The organism is Streptomyces sp. TLI_171 (genome assembly GCF_003610255.1).
Taxonomy (GTDB): Bacteria; Actinomycetota; Actinomycetes; order Streptomycetales; family Streptomycetaceae; genus Kitasatospora.
In genome coordinates this window covers 5,425,825-5,439,270 of record NZ_RAPS01000001.1, presented here as the reverse complement: position 1 = coordinate 5,439,270, position 13,446 = coordinate 5,425,825, and the positions used below count along the sequence as shown (strand labels likewise).

The following is a 13,446-nucleotide window of genomic DNA, read 5'->3' as shown; positions in this document are numbered from 1 at the left end:
CGCCCGGGTGCGATGTCGACCGTCGACGTGGCAAACAGGCAACCGTGCCACAGCGGCGCGCCCGGGTGAAAGCCCGACACGCCGGGTAACTCTGCAAGGTTGTGGCCACTCGCCAGCGGGCAGGCCACACTCAGTACGGGAGCAGCGACGCAGGTGACGTCGGCAGGCACCACCCGGGAGGTAACCGTGCCCGAACTGCGCGTCGTGGCCGTCAGCAACGACGGCACACGGCTGGTGCTCAAGGCTGCCGACAGCACGGAGTACACCCTTCCGATCGACGAGCGGCTGCGGGCCGCCGTCCGGGGTGACCGACCGCGTCTCGGCCAGATCGAGATCGAGGTGGAGAGCCACCTCCGCCCCCGTGACATCCAGGCGCGGATACGAGCCGGTGCCTCCGCCGAGGAGGTCGCCCAGGCCGCCGGGATCTCGGTGGACCGGGTCCGCCGCTTCGAGGGTCCGGTGCTGGCGGAGCGCGCGTTCATGGCCGAGCGGGCCCGCAAGACGGCGATCCGCCGGCACGGCGAGTCCACCGGTCCGCAGCTCGGCGAGGCCGTGGCCGAGCGACTGGCGCTGCGCGGCGCCGAGAAGGACACCGAACGCTGGGACTCCTGGCGCCGCGACGACGGCACCTGGGAGGTCATCCTCGTCTACCGCGCCGAGGGCGAGACCCGGCGCGCCGCCTGGTCCTACGACCCGCCGCGGCGGCTGGTGCAGCCCAACGACGACGAGGCCCGCGCGCTGATCGGCGAGAACGTCGAGCGCGAGGAGGACTCGGTCTTCCCGTTCATCCCGCGGATCGCCCGGCTCCCCCAGGACCGTCCGGCCCGCCCGATGATCGAGCGGCCGTCCGCCGACCGCATCATGCAGGTCCGGGAGGCGCGGGAGGTCCGCGAGGCCCGGGAGGTGCGCGAGGCGGTGGCCGCCGCGCCCGAACGGGACTCGCTCACCAGCCTGCTGGACGTCGTCCCGTCCTACCGCGGTGACCTCACCCCGGTCGGCCCGAGCGTGGAGACCACGGTCACCGAGGAGCCCGAGGAGATCGAGGAGACCGCCGCGAGCGCCCCTGCGGCGAGCGTCGGCGCCGGTTCGGCCTACGCGGACATCCTGATGCCGCGTTCGGTCTCGCCGCACCGCGACCGCCTGGTCGGCACGACGGACCGTCAGGCCGAGGCGGACGGCGTCCGCCCCGGGCGGCGGGCCACGGTGCCGAGCTGGGACGAGATCGTCTTCGGCTCCCGCCGCAAGAAGCCGGAGTAGTCCGAGCCGGCGCGCGCCGCGCAGCCGTTCCGGGGCCTTGGGGATCCTCCCCAGGGCCCCGTTCCGCTGTGGCTAGGCGCCGGTCGCGGCCGGGTTGGCCGGGTTCGCGGACCACTCGCTCCAGGAGCCCGGGTAGAGCGCGACGCCCGGGTGGCCGGCGACTTCGAGGGCCAGCACCTGGTGGGCGGCCGTGACGCCGGAGCCGCAGTAGACGGCGGTGCGGGCGGGGTCGGTGACGCCGAGGGCGGCGAAGCGGGCCGTCAGGGCGCTCGCGGGGAGGAAGCGGCCGTCGGCGGCGAGGTTCTCGGTGGTGGGGGCCGAGGCGGCGCCGGGGATGTGGCCGGCCCGGGGGTCGACGGGTTCGGTCTCGCCGCGGTAGCGCTCGCCCGCGCGGGCGTCGAGCAGCAGGCCGGTGCGGGCGAGGGTGGCGGCCCCGGCGGCGTCGACGGTGGGCAGGTGGCCGGGGTCGACCTTGAAGTCGCCTTCCCCGGCGGCGGGGGTGTCGGTGGTGAGCGGGTGGCCGGCGGCCTGCCAGGCGGCGAGTCCGCCGTCCAGCACCCGGACCTCGGGGTGGCCGGCCCAGCGCAGCAGCCACCAGGCGCGGGCGGCGGACAGCGCAGGACCGGCGTCGTAGGCGACCACGGGCCGGTCCGCGCCGACCCCGGCCCGGCGCAGGGCGGTGGCCAGGCGCTCGGGGTCGGGCAGCGGGTGGCGGCCCGCGGGGCCGGGCGGGTCGGCGAGTTCGTGGTCGAGGTCGAGGTAGTGCGCGCCGGGCAGGTGGCCCTTGGCGTACTCGTCCGCACCGGGCGGGCCGCCGAGGGCCCAGCGGATGTCGAGCAGCACGGGCGGCCGGTCGGAGCCGAGCGCGGCGGCGAGTTCGGCGACGGTGATCAGGGGCGACGAGGTCATGCCGCCATTGTTGCGCGCGGGCGGCGGGTCCGGGGCGGCCCCGCGGATCGCGTCACCTGGCGCAACATCCTGGCGGGTCGTCAGCCCTCGAAGGGGAGGACGTCCGGGGAGAGCACCGCGGCCCGGGAGGTCGCGGCGGTGAGGCGGCGCCGGTGGTGGCGGCGGCAGAGCACCTCGTAGCCGATCTCGTCCTCCTTGACGGCGACGTCGCCGACCACCACCTGGGCGCCCTCGACCACCATCACGCCGCCGACGGTGCGGGCGTTGTGGGTGGCCCGGGCGCCGCACCAGCAGAGCGCCTCGACCTGCAGCACCTCGACCCGGTCGGCGAGTTCGATCAGCCGCTGCGAGCCGGGGAAGAGCTTGGTGCGGAAGTCGGTGGTGATCCCGAAGGTGAACACATCGATGCCCAACTCGTCGACGATGCGCGCGAGTTGGTCGATCTGGCGGGCGGAGAAGAACTGCGCTTCGTCGCAGATCAGGTAGTCGACCTTGCCGCCCGACGACATCAGCTGGACCACGTAGGCCTGGAAGTCGAACTCCTCGCCCACCTCGACCGCGTCGGCGCGCAGGCCGAGCCGGCTGGAGATGGTGGCGGCGCCGGCCCGGTCGTGGCGGGTGAAGATGATGCCCTGGCGGCCGCGGGCGGTGTGGTTGTGGTCCATCTGGAGGGCCAGCGTCGACTTGCCGCAGTCCATCGTGCCCGAGAAGAACACCAGTTCAGCCATGGGTGGAGCTTCAGCCTTTCGGGCGTGGGTGGTTGACGGGGCGGTCGCGCCGGCGGCGGCTCAGCCGCGGACCTCGAGCAGCGGGACGAGCTGTTCGACGGGGGTCATCGAGCCGTGCAGGCCGACCATCTGGGACTCGCCGGGCTCGTTGCGGGTGGCGATGATCGCGATGTCGTCGTGCGCGGCGGCCACCACGTCGCCGATCCGGCTGTACACCCGCTCGTCCACCTCCGGGCCGAACCAGCCTGCGGCGATGGCCTGTTCACGGGTGGCGACCCACATCTGCTCGCCCAGCACCTCGCTCCACACCGCGTACACGTCGCCGGCCGCGCCGGGGTGGGCGTACACGTGGCGGGCCCGGCCCTCGCCGCCGAGCAGGGCGACGCCGGCGGACAGCTCCCAGTCCTCGTCGAAGTCGATCCGGTTCTCCGGGGCGACGTCGATCATGCCGTGGTCCGCGGTGATGTACAGCGCCGAGCGCGGCGGGAGCTGCTCCGCCAGACGGCGGGCCAGCCGGTCGATGGTGGACAGGGTGAGCCGCCACTCGTCGGAGTCGACGCCGAACCGGTGCCCCGCGGCATCGAGTTCGCTCAGGTAGGTGTACACCAGGGCGCGGTCGTGCTCGGCCAGCCAGGCGGCGGCCCGGTCCATCCGCTCCTCGCCGGTGGTGCGGCCGAGGAAGCTGCCGCCGGAGAGCGCGACCTGGGTGAGCGGGGTGGTCGCGAACAGCGGGGAGGAGACCTGCGCGGTCGCCACGCCCGCCCGGTGCGCCAGCTCGAAGACCGTCGGGTAGGGCTGCCAGCTGCGCGGGTCCACCGGCGGCTGCCAGCGCAGCTGGTTCATCAGCTGCCCGCTGCCGGGGATCGCCACCGTGTACCCGGCCAGGCCGTGCTGCCCGGGCGGCAGGCCGGTGCCGACCGAGGCCAGCGAGGTGGCGGTGGTGGACGGGAAGCCGGCGGTGATCGGGGAGCCGGCGGCGACCAGCGAGGTGAGGAACGGCGCCCAGTCGGGGTGACGGCGGATCAGTTCCCAGCCGAGGCCGTCGACCAGGAACACGCAGACCCGGTCGGCGGGCTCCAGCGGCAGCGCGCCCCGGAACCCGGGCACGCCGAGGCCGGCCGCCAGCGTGGGCAGCAGGTCGGACAGGGCGCCGCTGCCGTAGCGCGGCGCCGGGGCGTCCGCGGGGTCGAGCAGCTCGTAGGAGTCGTAGCCGTGGTGCATCGACGGCTCAGCCGTTGGCCACGGTCGCCTCGGACAGCGCCCGGGCGAACACCAGCGCCTGGGCGACCGTCTCCGGTCCGTCGCCGGCCTCGCTGACCCGCAGCGACAGGTCGTCGGCCGTGGCGGAGCCGGTGTAGCCGTGGTCGGCCTCGCAGTTCGGGTCGGAGCAGCCGGCCGGCTCCAGGTCGAGGCGCTGCACCGCGCCCCAGCCGATGGTCAGGACGACCTCGCGCGGCGGGGTGCCGGGGGTGTACGTCTCGGGGTTGGCGACCATGCGGCTGATCACCACGGAGTTGATCCGGTCCAGCCGGACCGTCTCGGTGGAGGTGGTGGCGTACGGGACGGGGGTGGCCGCGTCGGCGTTCTGCTCGTCGGTGTGGCTGACCACGAACCGGGACGGGGTGAGCACCAGCACGGTGACGTGCCGGCGCACCTCGTTCGCGTCGAAGGTGGTCTCCTGGTGCACCAGGTACGAGGTGATCGGCTCGGGGCCCACCGCCGACTCCACCGCCTCGGAGACCAGCGCCGGGTAGTAGCCGCTGCGCTCGATCGCGGACCGCAGGTCCTGCGTGGTGGTTCCGGTCTTCGCCATATCTCCATCCTGGCATGTCCCGCCGCTCCGGCGGGTGGCACTGCGCCGGGTCTCCCGGCCTTCCGGACCGGAGGTCACCCGGTCCGGCCGAGCGGGCAACCACGCAAGGTTACAGCGTGCTCATGGCGCGCGGTCCCAGATCGGTGCGGACCGGCAGCGGGGCGATCCGCACCCGGGCGCCGAGCACGGTGAGGCCGTGCGGGGCGACCACCACGGGCTCCAGGTCGACGGAGGCCACCTCGGGCAGGTCGTCGACCAGGCTGGAGACCCGCAGCAGCAGCTCCTCCAGGGCCCCGGTGTCCACCGCCTCGGCGCCGCGCCAGCCGAACAGCAGCGGGGCGGCCCGGACTTCGCGGATCAGCTCGGCGACGTCCCGGTCGGTGGCGGGGACCAGGCGGTGCGCCAGGTCGCCGAGCAGTTCGGCGGGGGCGCCGGCCAGGCCGAAGGACAGGATGGTGCCGACGGCGGGGTCCACGGCCGCGCCGATCACGGTGTCCACGCCGCGCGGGGCGAGCCGCTGCACCACCAGCCGGGCCTGCTCGGCGCCGCCGAGCAGGGCGTCCAGCTCGCGGTGGGCGCGGCGCAGCTCGGCCTCGCCGGTCAGGTCGAGCCGGACGCTGCCCAGGTCGGGGCGGTGCCGCAGGTGCTCGGCGGTGGCCTTCAGGGCGACGGGGTAGCCGAGCGTGGCGGCCGCCTTGACGGCGCTGCCCTCGTCCGGGGCGGCCAGTGTCGGGCTGACCGGGATGCCGTACCGGGCGAGCAGTTCGGCGGCCTCGGCGTCGGGCAGGGTGACCCGGGCGCCGCCGGCCTGCAGCCGGGCGGCGACCGCCTCGCGGCTGGTCAGGGCGCGTTCGACCAGGGCCCGGGCGGCGGTCTCGTCGACGCCTTCCAGTTCGGGGACCCGGGCGGTCTCCTCGGCCTCGGCGTTGCGGCGGCGCCACTTCGCGTAGCGGACGGCGTCGGCGAGGGCGTGCACGGCGCGCTCGGGAGCCGGGTAGGCGGGCACTCCCCCGGCGCGCAGCCGGGCGACCAGGCCGGGCAGGGCGAGGTGGGCGAGCAGCAGCGGCTTGCCGAGGACCCGGCCGCGGTCGGCGGCGTCCAGCAGGGCCCGGGCGATCTCCGGGTCGTCGTCCAGCAGTTCGGGCGCGGGGTCGGGGCCGTGCACGCCGATCGGCGGGATGGCGACGGCGATCACCGCGTCCACGCCGGGGTCGCTGAGCGCGGTGTCCAGGGCGATCCGGAAGTTGTCCCCGCCGGCGCCGGTGGTCAGGTCGACGGGGGTGCGGGGGCGCAGGCCGGCGCTCAGGCAGGTGTCGTAGGTGAGCAGGCCGAGCGAGTCGGAGTTGCCGACCACGGCGACCCGGCCGCCGGCCGGCAGCGGCTGGCCGGCCAGCAGTTCGCCGGTGTCGAAGAGTTCGGTGATGGTGTCCACCCGGATCACGCCGGCCTGCTGGAACAGGGCGTCCACGGTGCTGTCGCGCAGCCGGGTGGCGGCGGGCTGGACGGCGTGGCCGGGCGGCAGGCTGCCGGTGTGCCGGGCGCCCTTGAGCACCACGACGGGCTTGGCGGCGGCGAGCCGGCGGGCGATCCGGGTGAACTTGCGCGGATTGCCGAAGGACTCGAAGTAGAGCAGCACCACGTCGGTGGCGTCGTCCTCCTCCCAGTACTGGAGCAGGTCGTTGCCGGAGACGTCGGCCCGGTTGCCGACCGAGGCGAAGGAGGAGATGCCGGTGCCGCGCCGGTGGGCGGCCTCCAGCAGGGCGACGCCGATCGCGCCGGACTGGCAGAACACGCCGAACCGGCCGCGTTCGGGCAGCACCGGGGCGAGCGAGGCGTTGAGCCGGTGCCCGGGGTCGGTGTTGATCAGTCCGAAGGCGTTCGGCCCGATCACCCGCATCCCGGCCGCCCGGGCCTGCCGGACCAGCGCGCGCTGCCGGTCCCGCCCGTCCGGCCCGGTCTCCGCGTACCCGGCGGTGACCACCACCAGGCCCTGTACGCCGTGCGCCCCGCACTCGGCGACCACGGCGGGGACGGCGGGCTCGGGGACCGCGATCACGGCCAGGTCGACCGGGCCGGGGATGTCCAGCACCGAGCGGTGGGTGGGCGCCCCGTCCAGCACGGTGCCCGGGTCGGCGGTGCGGTTCACCGCGTACACCGGCCCGTCGAAGCCGGCCTGGACGTCGCGCAGCAGGGCCCGGCCGACCGACTGCGGGTTGCGCGAGACGCCGACCACGGCGACCGAACGGGGCGTCAGCAGCCGCTGCACGGAGCGGGCTTCGGCGCGGTGCTCGCGGGCCCGCATGACGGCGAGCGAGGCGGCGGTGGGCTCCAGGTCGAACTCGAGGTGCACCACGCCGTCCGCGAAGCTGCGCCGCTGGGTGTAGCCGGCGTCGGTGAAGACCTTCACCATCTTGCGGTTCTCCGGCAGCACCTCGGCGGTGAAGCGGCGGATCCCGCGTTCCTGGGCGACCGCGGCGATGTGCTCCAGCAGCGCGGAGGCGATGCCCCGCCCCTGGTGGGCGTCCTGCACCAGGAACGCCACCTCGGCGTCGGTACCGGTGGTGGACGGCAGGCCGTCCTTGTCGGTCCGGTCGTAGCGGACGGTGGCGATGAACCGGTCCCGGACCACCAGGGCCAGTCCGACCCGGTTCACGTAGTCGTGCTGGGTGAACCGGCGGACGTCCTTGTCGGACAGCTGCGGGTACGGGGCGAAGAAGCGGAAGTACTTCGACCGGTCGGAGACCTGCTCGTAGAACTCCACCAGCCGGTCCGCGTCCTGCGCGGTGATCGGCCGGATCCGGGCCGTGCCGCCGTCCCGCAGCAGGACGTCGGCCTCCCAGTGCTGCGGATAGCCGTTGTCCACCTGTGCGCGCTCGTGCTCCACGGTCGTCAGGGTAGTCGTCGGCGAGCCTGATGGCGCCAGGCGTGCCGGGCACGGCAGGCTGGCCGTGCCGCGCCACCGGGCTCCGGGCCCGCCGACGTGCGACACTGGTCTAGACAACCCTGCACCACCCTGCACCACCTGAAAGGCACCTCATCATGGCTGAGCGCCGCGTCACCATCGGTTGGGCCGAGGGCCTGCACGCCCGTCCGGCGTCCATCTTCGTCAAGGCCGTCACCTCCACGGGCGTCCCGATGACCATCGCCAAGGAGGGCGGCAACCCGGTCAACGCCGGCTCCATGCTCGGCCTGCTCGCGCTCGGCGCCGAGGGCGGCGACACGGTGGTCCTGGCCGCCGACGCCGACGGCGCCGAGTCGGCGCTCGACCGCGTCGCCAAGCTGGTCCAGGAGGGCCTCGACGAGCTGCCCGCCGCCTGAGGCGCGGCCCGGTCCGGGGGCTCCGGGGGTCTCCCCCGGGGCCCCTGTTCGTGCACGGCCACCGGGGGGTACCGTCCTCGGGTGCTGACCACTGAACGGGACGTCGACATACGGGCCGCGGCCACGGACACCCTCGGCGTCGGGCTGGGCCTGTTCCCGCTGGGCGTGGCCTTCGGGGTGCTGCTGGTGCAGAGCGGCTTCGACTGGTGGTGGGCCCCGGTCTTCTCGCTGCTGATCTACGCGGGCTCGCTGGAATTCCTGGCGATCGGCCTGTTCCTGGCGCTCACCCCGCTCGCCTCGGTCGCCGTCACCACCTTCCTGGTGAACTTCCGCCACGTCTTCTACGGGCTGTCCTTCCCGCTCCACCAGGTCCGCGGCCGGGCCGCCCGCGCCTACAGCGTCTACGCGCTGACCGACGAGGCGTACGCCCTGGCCGCCGCCCGCCCCGGCCTGACGGGCCGTCGGATCGTGGCGATCCAGGTCTTCTGCCAGGCCTACTGGGTGCTCGGCGGCGTCACCGGCGGCCTGCTCGGGGCGGCCCTGCCGGGGACGGTGCGCGGGCTGGACTTCGCCCTGACCGCGCTGTTCGCGGTGCTCGCCGTCGACGGCTGGCGCGCCACCCGGGACGTCCCCGGTCCGGTGCTCGCCCTGCTGTGCGCCCTCGTCGCGCTGGTCGTGGCGGAGGGACAGTTGCTGGTGGTGGCGCTGGGGCTGTACGTCCTGGCGCTGACCGCCCGTTACCTGGCGAGGAGGCGTCGTGCCTGACTGGCGGTACGTCCTGGCCGGCCTGCTGGCGATGTTCGCGGTGACGGTGCTGCTGCGCGCGGCGCCGTTCGTGCTGCTCGGCCGCTTCCGCGAGTCGGGCCTGCTGCGGTTCCTGGCCGCCACCATGCCGACCGGCGTGATGGTGATCCTGACCGTCTACACGCTGCGCGACCTGCAGCTCGACACGGCAGGCCCGGCCGCCGCCGGACTGGCGGCGACCGTGGGCCTGCACCTGTGGCGTCGCAACGCCCTGCTGTCGATCGTGGCCGGGACAGCGGTCTACGTGCTGGCCCTGCAGCTGACCTGACCGGGCGTCAGCCCTTGACGCAGATCACCTGCTTGAGGTGCGCCACCACCTCGACCAGGTCCCGCTGCTGGGCGATGACCTTCTCGATCGGCTTGTACGCGCCGGGGATCTCGTCGACCACGCCGGAGTCCTTGCGGCACTCCACGCCCGCGGTCTGCTCGACCAGGTCCCTGGTGGTGAAGCGCTTCTTGGCCGCCGTCCGACTCATCTTGCGGCCCGCGCCGTGCGAGGCCGAGTTGAACGAGGCGGCGTTGCCGAGGCCCTTCACGATGTACGAACCGGTGCCCATCGAGCCGGGGATGATGCCGAACTCGCCGGAGCCGGCCCGGATCGCGCCCTTGCGGGTGACGAGCAGGTCGACGCCGTCGTAGCGCTCCTCCGCCACGTAGTTGTGGTGGCAGGAGATCATCTCGCCGAAGGTGGCCCGGGCCTTGGGCAGTTCGCGGCGGACCGCGTCCTGGAACAGGGCCATCATCAGCGCCCGGTTGTGCTTGGCGTACTCCTGCGCCCAGAACAGGTCGGAGCGGTAGGCCGCCATCTGCGGGGTGTCGGCGACGAAGACCGCGAGGTCACGGTCGATCAGGCCCTGGTTGTGCGGCAGGGACTGGGCGATCGACATGTGGTGCTCGGCGAGTTCCTTGCCGATGTTCCGCGAGCCGGAGTGCAGCATCAGCCAGACCGCGCCGTCGTCGTCCAGGCAGAGCTCGATGAAGTGGTTGCCGGAGCCGAGCGTGGCCATCTGCTGGGCGGCCCGCTCGCGCCGCCAGCGCACCTCGGGCGCGATGGCGTCGAAGCGCTGCCAGAAGTCGTTCCAGCCGGCGGTGGACTGCCCGTGCAGCTTGCCCGGGTCGACCGGCTCGCCGTGCAGGCCGCGGCCGACCGGAATGGCCCGCTCGATCCGGTGCCGCAGGTGCGACAGGTCGTCGGGCAGGTCCTTCGCGGTGAGCGAGGACTTCACGGCCGTCATTCCGCAGCCGATGTCCACGCCGACCGCGGCCGGGCAGACCGCGCCCTTCATGGCGATCACGGAGCCGACCGTCGCGCCCTTGCCCAGGTGGACGTCCGGCATCACGGCGAGGCCGTGCAGCCAGGGCAGGGTGCTGATGTTGCGCAGCTGCTGCAGGGCCTGGCCCTCGACGGTGGCGGGGTCGGTCCACATCCGGATCGGAACGCGGACGCCGGGTACCTCGGTGTACGACATGGGTGTTCGACCTCCTGGGTCGCTGATTTCATGGTGCCGCACGAAGACGCCCGGTGCGGCGGCGGGGAAGCATGGGGGTACGGCGCGACGGCTGGGAGAACAGCCCGCTCAGGCGGTGCAGGCACAGCGCAGGGGCAGTCTCGGGGAGCGTCGTCGTGGCTCGACCCGCATGGTGACCGCCTCCTTCCGCGTGCGTGGCGACCGCGCGCCTCTCGCGCTGTCGGGGGATATCTACCCACGCGGCTCCGACGCCGCGCAAGGCATTAAGACGCCGGGGGCCCGGCGGAGCGGACGCTCCGTCAGACCCCCGGCGGGAGTGGCCGGTCGGCTCAGTTGGCGATGACCGTGACGTCCCCGATGCCGAGCGCCTTGACCGGCTCGGCGATCACCGAGGCGTCGCCGACCAGCACGGTGACCAGGCGGTCCGGCGGGAAGGCGGCGACCACGGCGCGGGTGGCGGCCTCGGTGTCGAGCTCGGCCAGCTTCCGGTAGAACTCGGCCTGGTAGGTGTCCGGCAGGTACTGCTCGACCTGGTCGGCCAGGGTGGCGGCGACCGAGCCCGCCGTCTCGAACTTCAGCGGGGCGACGCCGACCAGGAACTGCACGGCCTCCTCGCGCTCCCCGTCGGTCAGGCCCTCCGCGGCCAGCGTGCGCAGGATGGTCCAGGTGTCCTGCAGCGCGGGCGCGGTGGACTCGGTGTCGACCGAGCCGCTGATCGCCAGCAGCCCGCGGCCGGAGCCGTCGGCGGCCGAGCGCAGCGGCTGGGCGAACGCCCGGACGCCGTAGGTGTAGCCCTTCTCCTCGCGCAGTACCCGGTCCAGCCGGGAGGTGAGGGTGCCGCCCAGGCAGTAGGTGCCGAGCACCTGCGCGGCCCACGCGGGGTCGTGCCGGTCGGGGCCGATCCGGCCGATCAGCAGCTGGGTCTGCACCGAGCCCGGGCGGTCCACGATGATCACCCGGCCGGTGTCGTCGCCGGCCACCGGGCCGTGCACCGAGGGCTCGCGGGTCTCGCCGGTCCACCGGCCGAGGGTGGACTCCAGCAGCGCGGCCAGGTCGATGCCGGTCAGGTCGCCGACCACCACGGCGGTGGCGGTGGACGGGCGCAGGTGGGCGTCGTAGAACGCCTTCACCGCGTCCCGGTCGATCCGCTTCACCGTGTCGGTGGAGCCGGAGCGCGGCCGGGACAGCCGGTCGTCCGCGGCGAACAGCGCGGCGTACAGCGCCTTCGCGGCCCGGCGGGCCGGGTTGGCCTGCTCGTGGACGATCTCGTCCAGCCGGTTGGCGACCAGCCGCTCGATCTCCTCCTCGGGCAGCGCGGGCACCCGCAGCGCGTCGCCGAGCAGGGTCAGGCCGCGCTCCAGGCGGGAGGCCGGGACCTCCAGCGAGACCCGGATCGCCGGGTGGTCGGCGTGCGTGTCCAGGGTGGCGCCGGCCCGCTCCAGCTCGCCCGCGAACTCCTCCGCGGTGAGCGTGTCGGTGCCCTCGGACAGCGCCCGGGACAGGATCGAGGCGACGCCGTCCAGGCCCTCGGGCTCGGCGGCCAGCGGCGCGTCCAGCACCATGTCGACGGCGACCAGCTGCTGGCCGGGCCGGTGGCTGTGGAGCACCGTCAGGCCGTTGCCCAGGGTCAGCCGTTCGGGGGCCGGGAACGCCCACGGGCTGGGGGTTCCGGGCTGCGGCTGCGGGTGGAAGTCCATCGCGGGGGTGTACTCGCTCACGCCGCCGCCTCCTCGTTCTGGTCGCTGTCGTCGCTGTCGTCGGTGGTCGGCTCGTACACCAGCACCGCCCGGTTGTCGGGGCGCAGGCGGGCGGCGGCGACGGCCTTGACCTCCTCGGCGGTGACGTCGAGGACCTTCGACAGGGCGCTGCCCAGCAGCTTGGGGTCGCCGAACAGCACGGCGAACCGGCAGAGTTCGTCGGCGCGGCCGGCCACCGTGGTGAGCCGGTCCAGCCACTCGCGCTCGATCTGGGCCTGGGCGCGCTCCAGTTCCTCGGCGGTCGGGCCCTCGGCGGCGAACCGGGCGAGCTCCTCGTCGACGGCGGCCTCGATCGTCTCCAGGGTGGCGCCCGCCCCGGCCTTGACGTCCAGCCAGCCGAGCGAGGGCGCGCCGGCCAGCCGCAGCAGGCCGAACCCGGCCGCGACGGCGGTCCGGTCGCGGCGCACCAGCCGGTTGTACAGGCGGGACGATTCGCCGCTGCCGAGGATGGTCAGCGCCAGGTCGGCGGCGTCCGCCTCGCGGGTGCCGTCGTGCGGGAGGCGGTAGGCGGCCATCAGCGCGCGGGACGGGACGTCCTCGCGGATCAGCTCGCGGACCTCGGCGCCGATGGTGTCGGGCAGCGTGCCGTCGCGCGGCGGCTGCTTGCCGTCGTGGGCGGGGATGGAGCCGAAGTACTTCTCCACCCAGGCGATGGTCTGCTCCGGGTCGAGGTCGCCGACGATCGCCAGCACCGCGTTGTTCGGCGCGTAGTAGGTGCGGAAGAACGCGCGGGCGTCCTCCAGCGTGGCGGCGTCCAGGTCGGCCATCGAGCCGATCGGGGTGTGGTGGTAGGGGTGGCCGTCGGGGAAGGACAGCGCGGTGAGCTTCTCGAACGCGGTGCCGTAGGGCACGTTGTCGTAGCGCTGGCGGCGCTCGTTCTTCACCACGTCGCGCTGGTTCTCCATGGACGTGTCGTCCAGGGCGGCCAGCAGCGAACCCATCCGGTCGGCCTCCAGCCAGAGCGCGAGCTCCAGCTGGTGCGCGGGCATGGTCTCGAAGTAGTTGGTGCGCTCGAAGCTGGTGGTGCCGTTGAGCGAGCCGCCGGCGCCCTGGACCAGTTCGAAGTGACCGTTGTTGGAGACGTTCGCCGAGCCCTGGAACATCAGGTGCTCGAAGAGGTGGGCGAGCCCGGTGCGCCCCTTGACCTCGTGCCGGGAGCCCACGTCGTACCACAGGCACACCGCGGTGACCGGGGTGAGGTGGTCCTCGGAGAGCACCACGCGCAGGCCGTTGGCCAGGCGGTGTTCGGTGATGGCGAGGCCGCTTGCGGGCGCGGGGTTGGCCATGCGGGGTCCTTCCCGTCGTCGGTTCCGGAGTGTCCGGGCCGGGGGCGTGTGACGTCCCCCATTGTGGTGCAACGCCCGGCGCCGCCGTCAGGTGTCCGCACCCGG

Annotated in this window: 12 protein-coding genes; 4 read left to right on the top strand and 8 right to left on the bottom strand. The window is 74.1% G+C overall.

Annotated elements, in window-relative coordinates:
- The first annotated feature begins 153 nt into the window (after positions 1 to 153).
- A complete protein-coding gene (sepH, locus tag BX266_RS24580) occupies positions 154 to 1,257 on the top strand; it encodes a septation protein SepH (protein ID WP_099903171.1) in 1,104 nt (367 codons plus the stop codon).
- A gap of 72 nt (positions 1,258 to 1,329) precedes the next feature.
- On the opposite strand, the gene BX266_RS24575 is transcribed toward sepH, so the two are convergent.
- From BX266_RS24575 to BX266_RS24555, 5 genes are all read right to left on the bottom strand, one after another.
- A complete protein-coding gene (locus tag BX266_RS24575) occupies positions 1,330 to 2,166 on the bottom strand; it encodes a sulfurtransferase (protein ID WP_099903168.1) in 837 nt (278 codons plus the stop codon).
- A gap of 80 nt (positions 2,167 to 2,246) precedes the next feature.
- Complete coding sequence (locus BX266_RS24570; protein WP_099903166.1) at positions 2,247 to 2,894, bottom strand: thymidine kinase; 648 nt, start codon at positions 2,892 to 2,894, stop codon at positions 2,247 to 2,249.
- Positions 2,895 to 2,954: 60 nt separating this feature from the next.
- On the bottom strand, positions 2,955 to 4,115 hold the full coding sequence (locus tag BX266_RS24565; RefSeq protein ID WP_099903164.1) for an alkaline phosphatase family protein: 1,161 nt from the start codon (positions 4,113 to 4,115) through the stop codon (positions 2,955 to 2,957).
- Positions 4,116 to 4,122: 7 nt separating this feature from the next.
- The gene (locus BX266_RS24560) at positions 4,123 to 4,707 is read right to left on the bottom strand and encodes a DUF5998 family protein (protein WP_099903162.1); all 585 of its coding nucleotides are present in this window, start codon (positions 4,705 to 4,707) and stop codon (positions 4,123 to 4,125) included.
- Positions 4,708 to 4,816: 109 nt separating this feature from the next.
- The gene (locus BX266_RS24555) at positions 4,817 to 7,591 is read right to left on the bottom strand and encodes a GNAT family N-acetyltransferase (protein WP_099903160.1); all 2,775 of its coding nucleotides are present in this window, start codon (positions 7,589 to 7,591) and stop codon (positions 4,817 to 4,819) included.
- 155 nt (positions 7,592 to 7,746) lie between these two features.
- Between BX266_RS24555 and BX266_RS24550 the strand changes: the two genes are divergently transcribed.
- The 3 genes from BX266_RS24550 (at position 7,747) to BX266_RS24540 (ending at position 9,097) form a co-directional block, all read left to right on the top strand.
- Positions 7,747 to 8,025 (top strand): HPr family phosphocarrier protein, encoded by a 279-nt coding sequence (locus tag BX266_RS24550; protein WP_099903158.1) that lies wholly within the window; start codon positions 7,747 to 7,749, stop codon positions 8,023 to 8,025.
- Between the two features lie 81 nt (positions 8,026 to 8,106).
- A complete protein-coding gene (locus tag BX266_RS24545) occupies positions 8,107 to 8,790 on the top strand; it encodes an AzlC family ABC transporter permease (RefSeq protein ID WP_259464834.1) in 684 nt (227 codons plus the stop codon).
- Positions 8,783 to 9,097, top strand: a complete 315-nt coding sequence (locus BX266_RS24540; protein ID WP_218969264.1) for a branched-chain amino acid transporter permease — start codon at positions 8,783 to 8,785, stop codon at positions 9,095 to 9,097. Before BX266_RS24545 ends, BX266_RS24540 begins: the two co-directional genes overlap by 8 nt.
- Before the next feature lie 7 nt (positions 9,098 to 9,104).
- Here BX266_RS24540 and BX266_RS24535 read toward each other — a convergent pair whose 3' ends face one another.
- The 3 genes from BX266_RS24535 to BX266_RS24525 form a co-directional block, all read right to left on the bottom strand.
- Entirely contained in the window at positions 9,105 to 10,298 is a 1,194-nt protein-coding gene (locus BX266_RS24535) for an RtcB family protein (RefSeq protein ID WP_099903156.1), read from the bottom strand.
- 329 nt (positions 10,299 to 10,627) lie between these two features.
- Positions 10,628 to 11,995 carry a pitrilysin family protein gene (locus BX266_RS24530; RefSeq protein ID WP_099908267.1) on the bottom strand — a complete coding sequence of 456 codons (1,368 nt, stop codon included), beginning with the start codon at positions 11,993 to 11,995 and terminating at the stop codon, positions 10,628 to 10,630.
- 17 nt (positions 11,996 to 12,012) lie between these two features.
- A complete protein-coding gene (locus tag BX266_RS24525; protein WP_099903154.1) occupies positions 12,013 to 13,341 on the bottom strand; it encodes a pitrilysin family protein in 1,329 nt (442 codons plus the stop codon).
- Positions 13,342 to 13,446 lie beyond the last annotated feature (105 nt).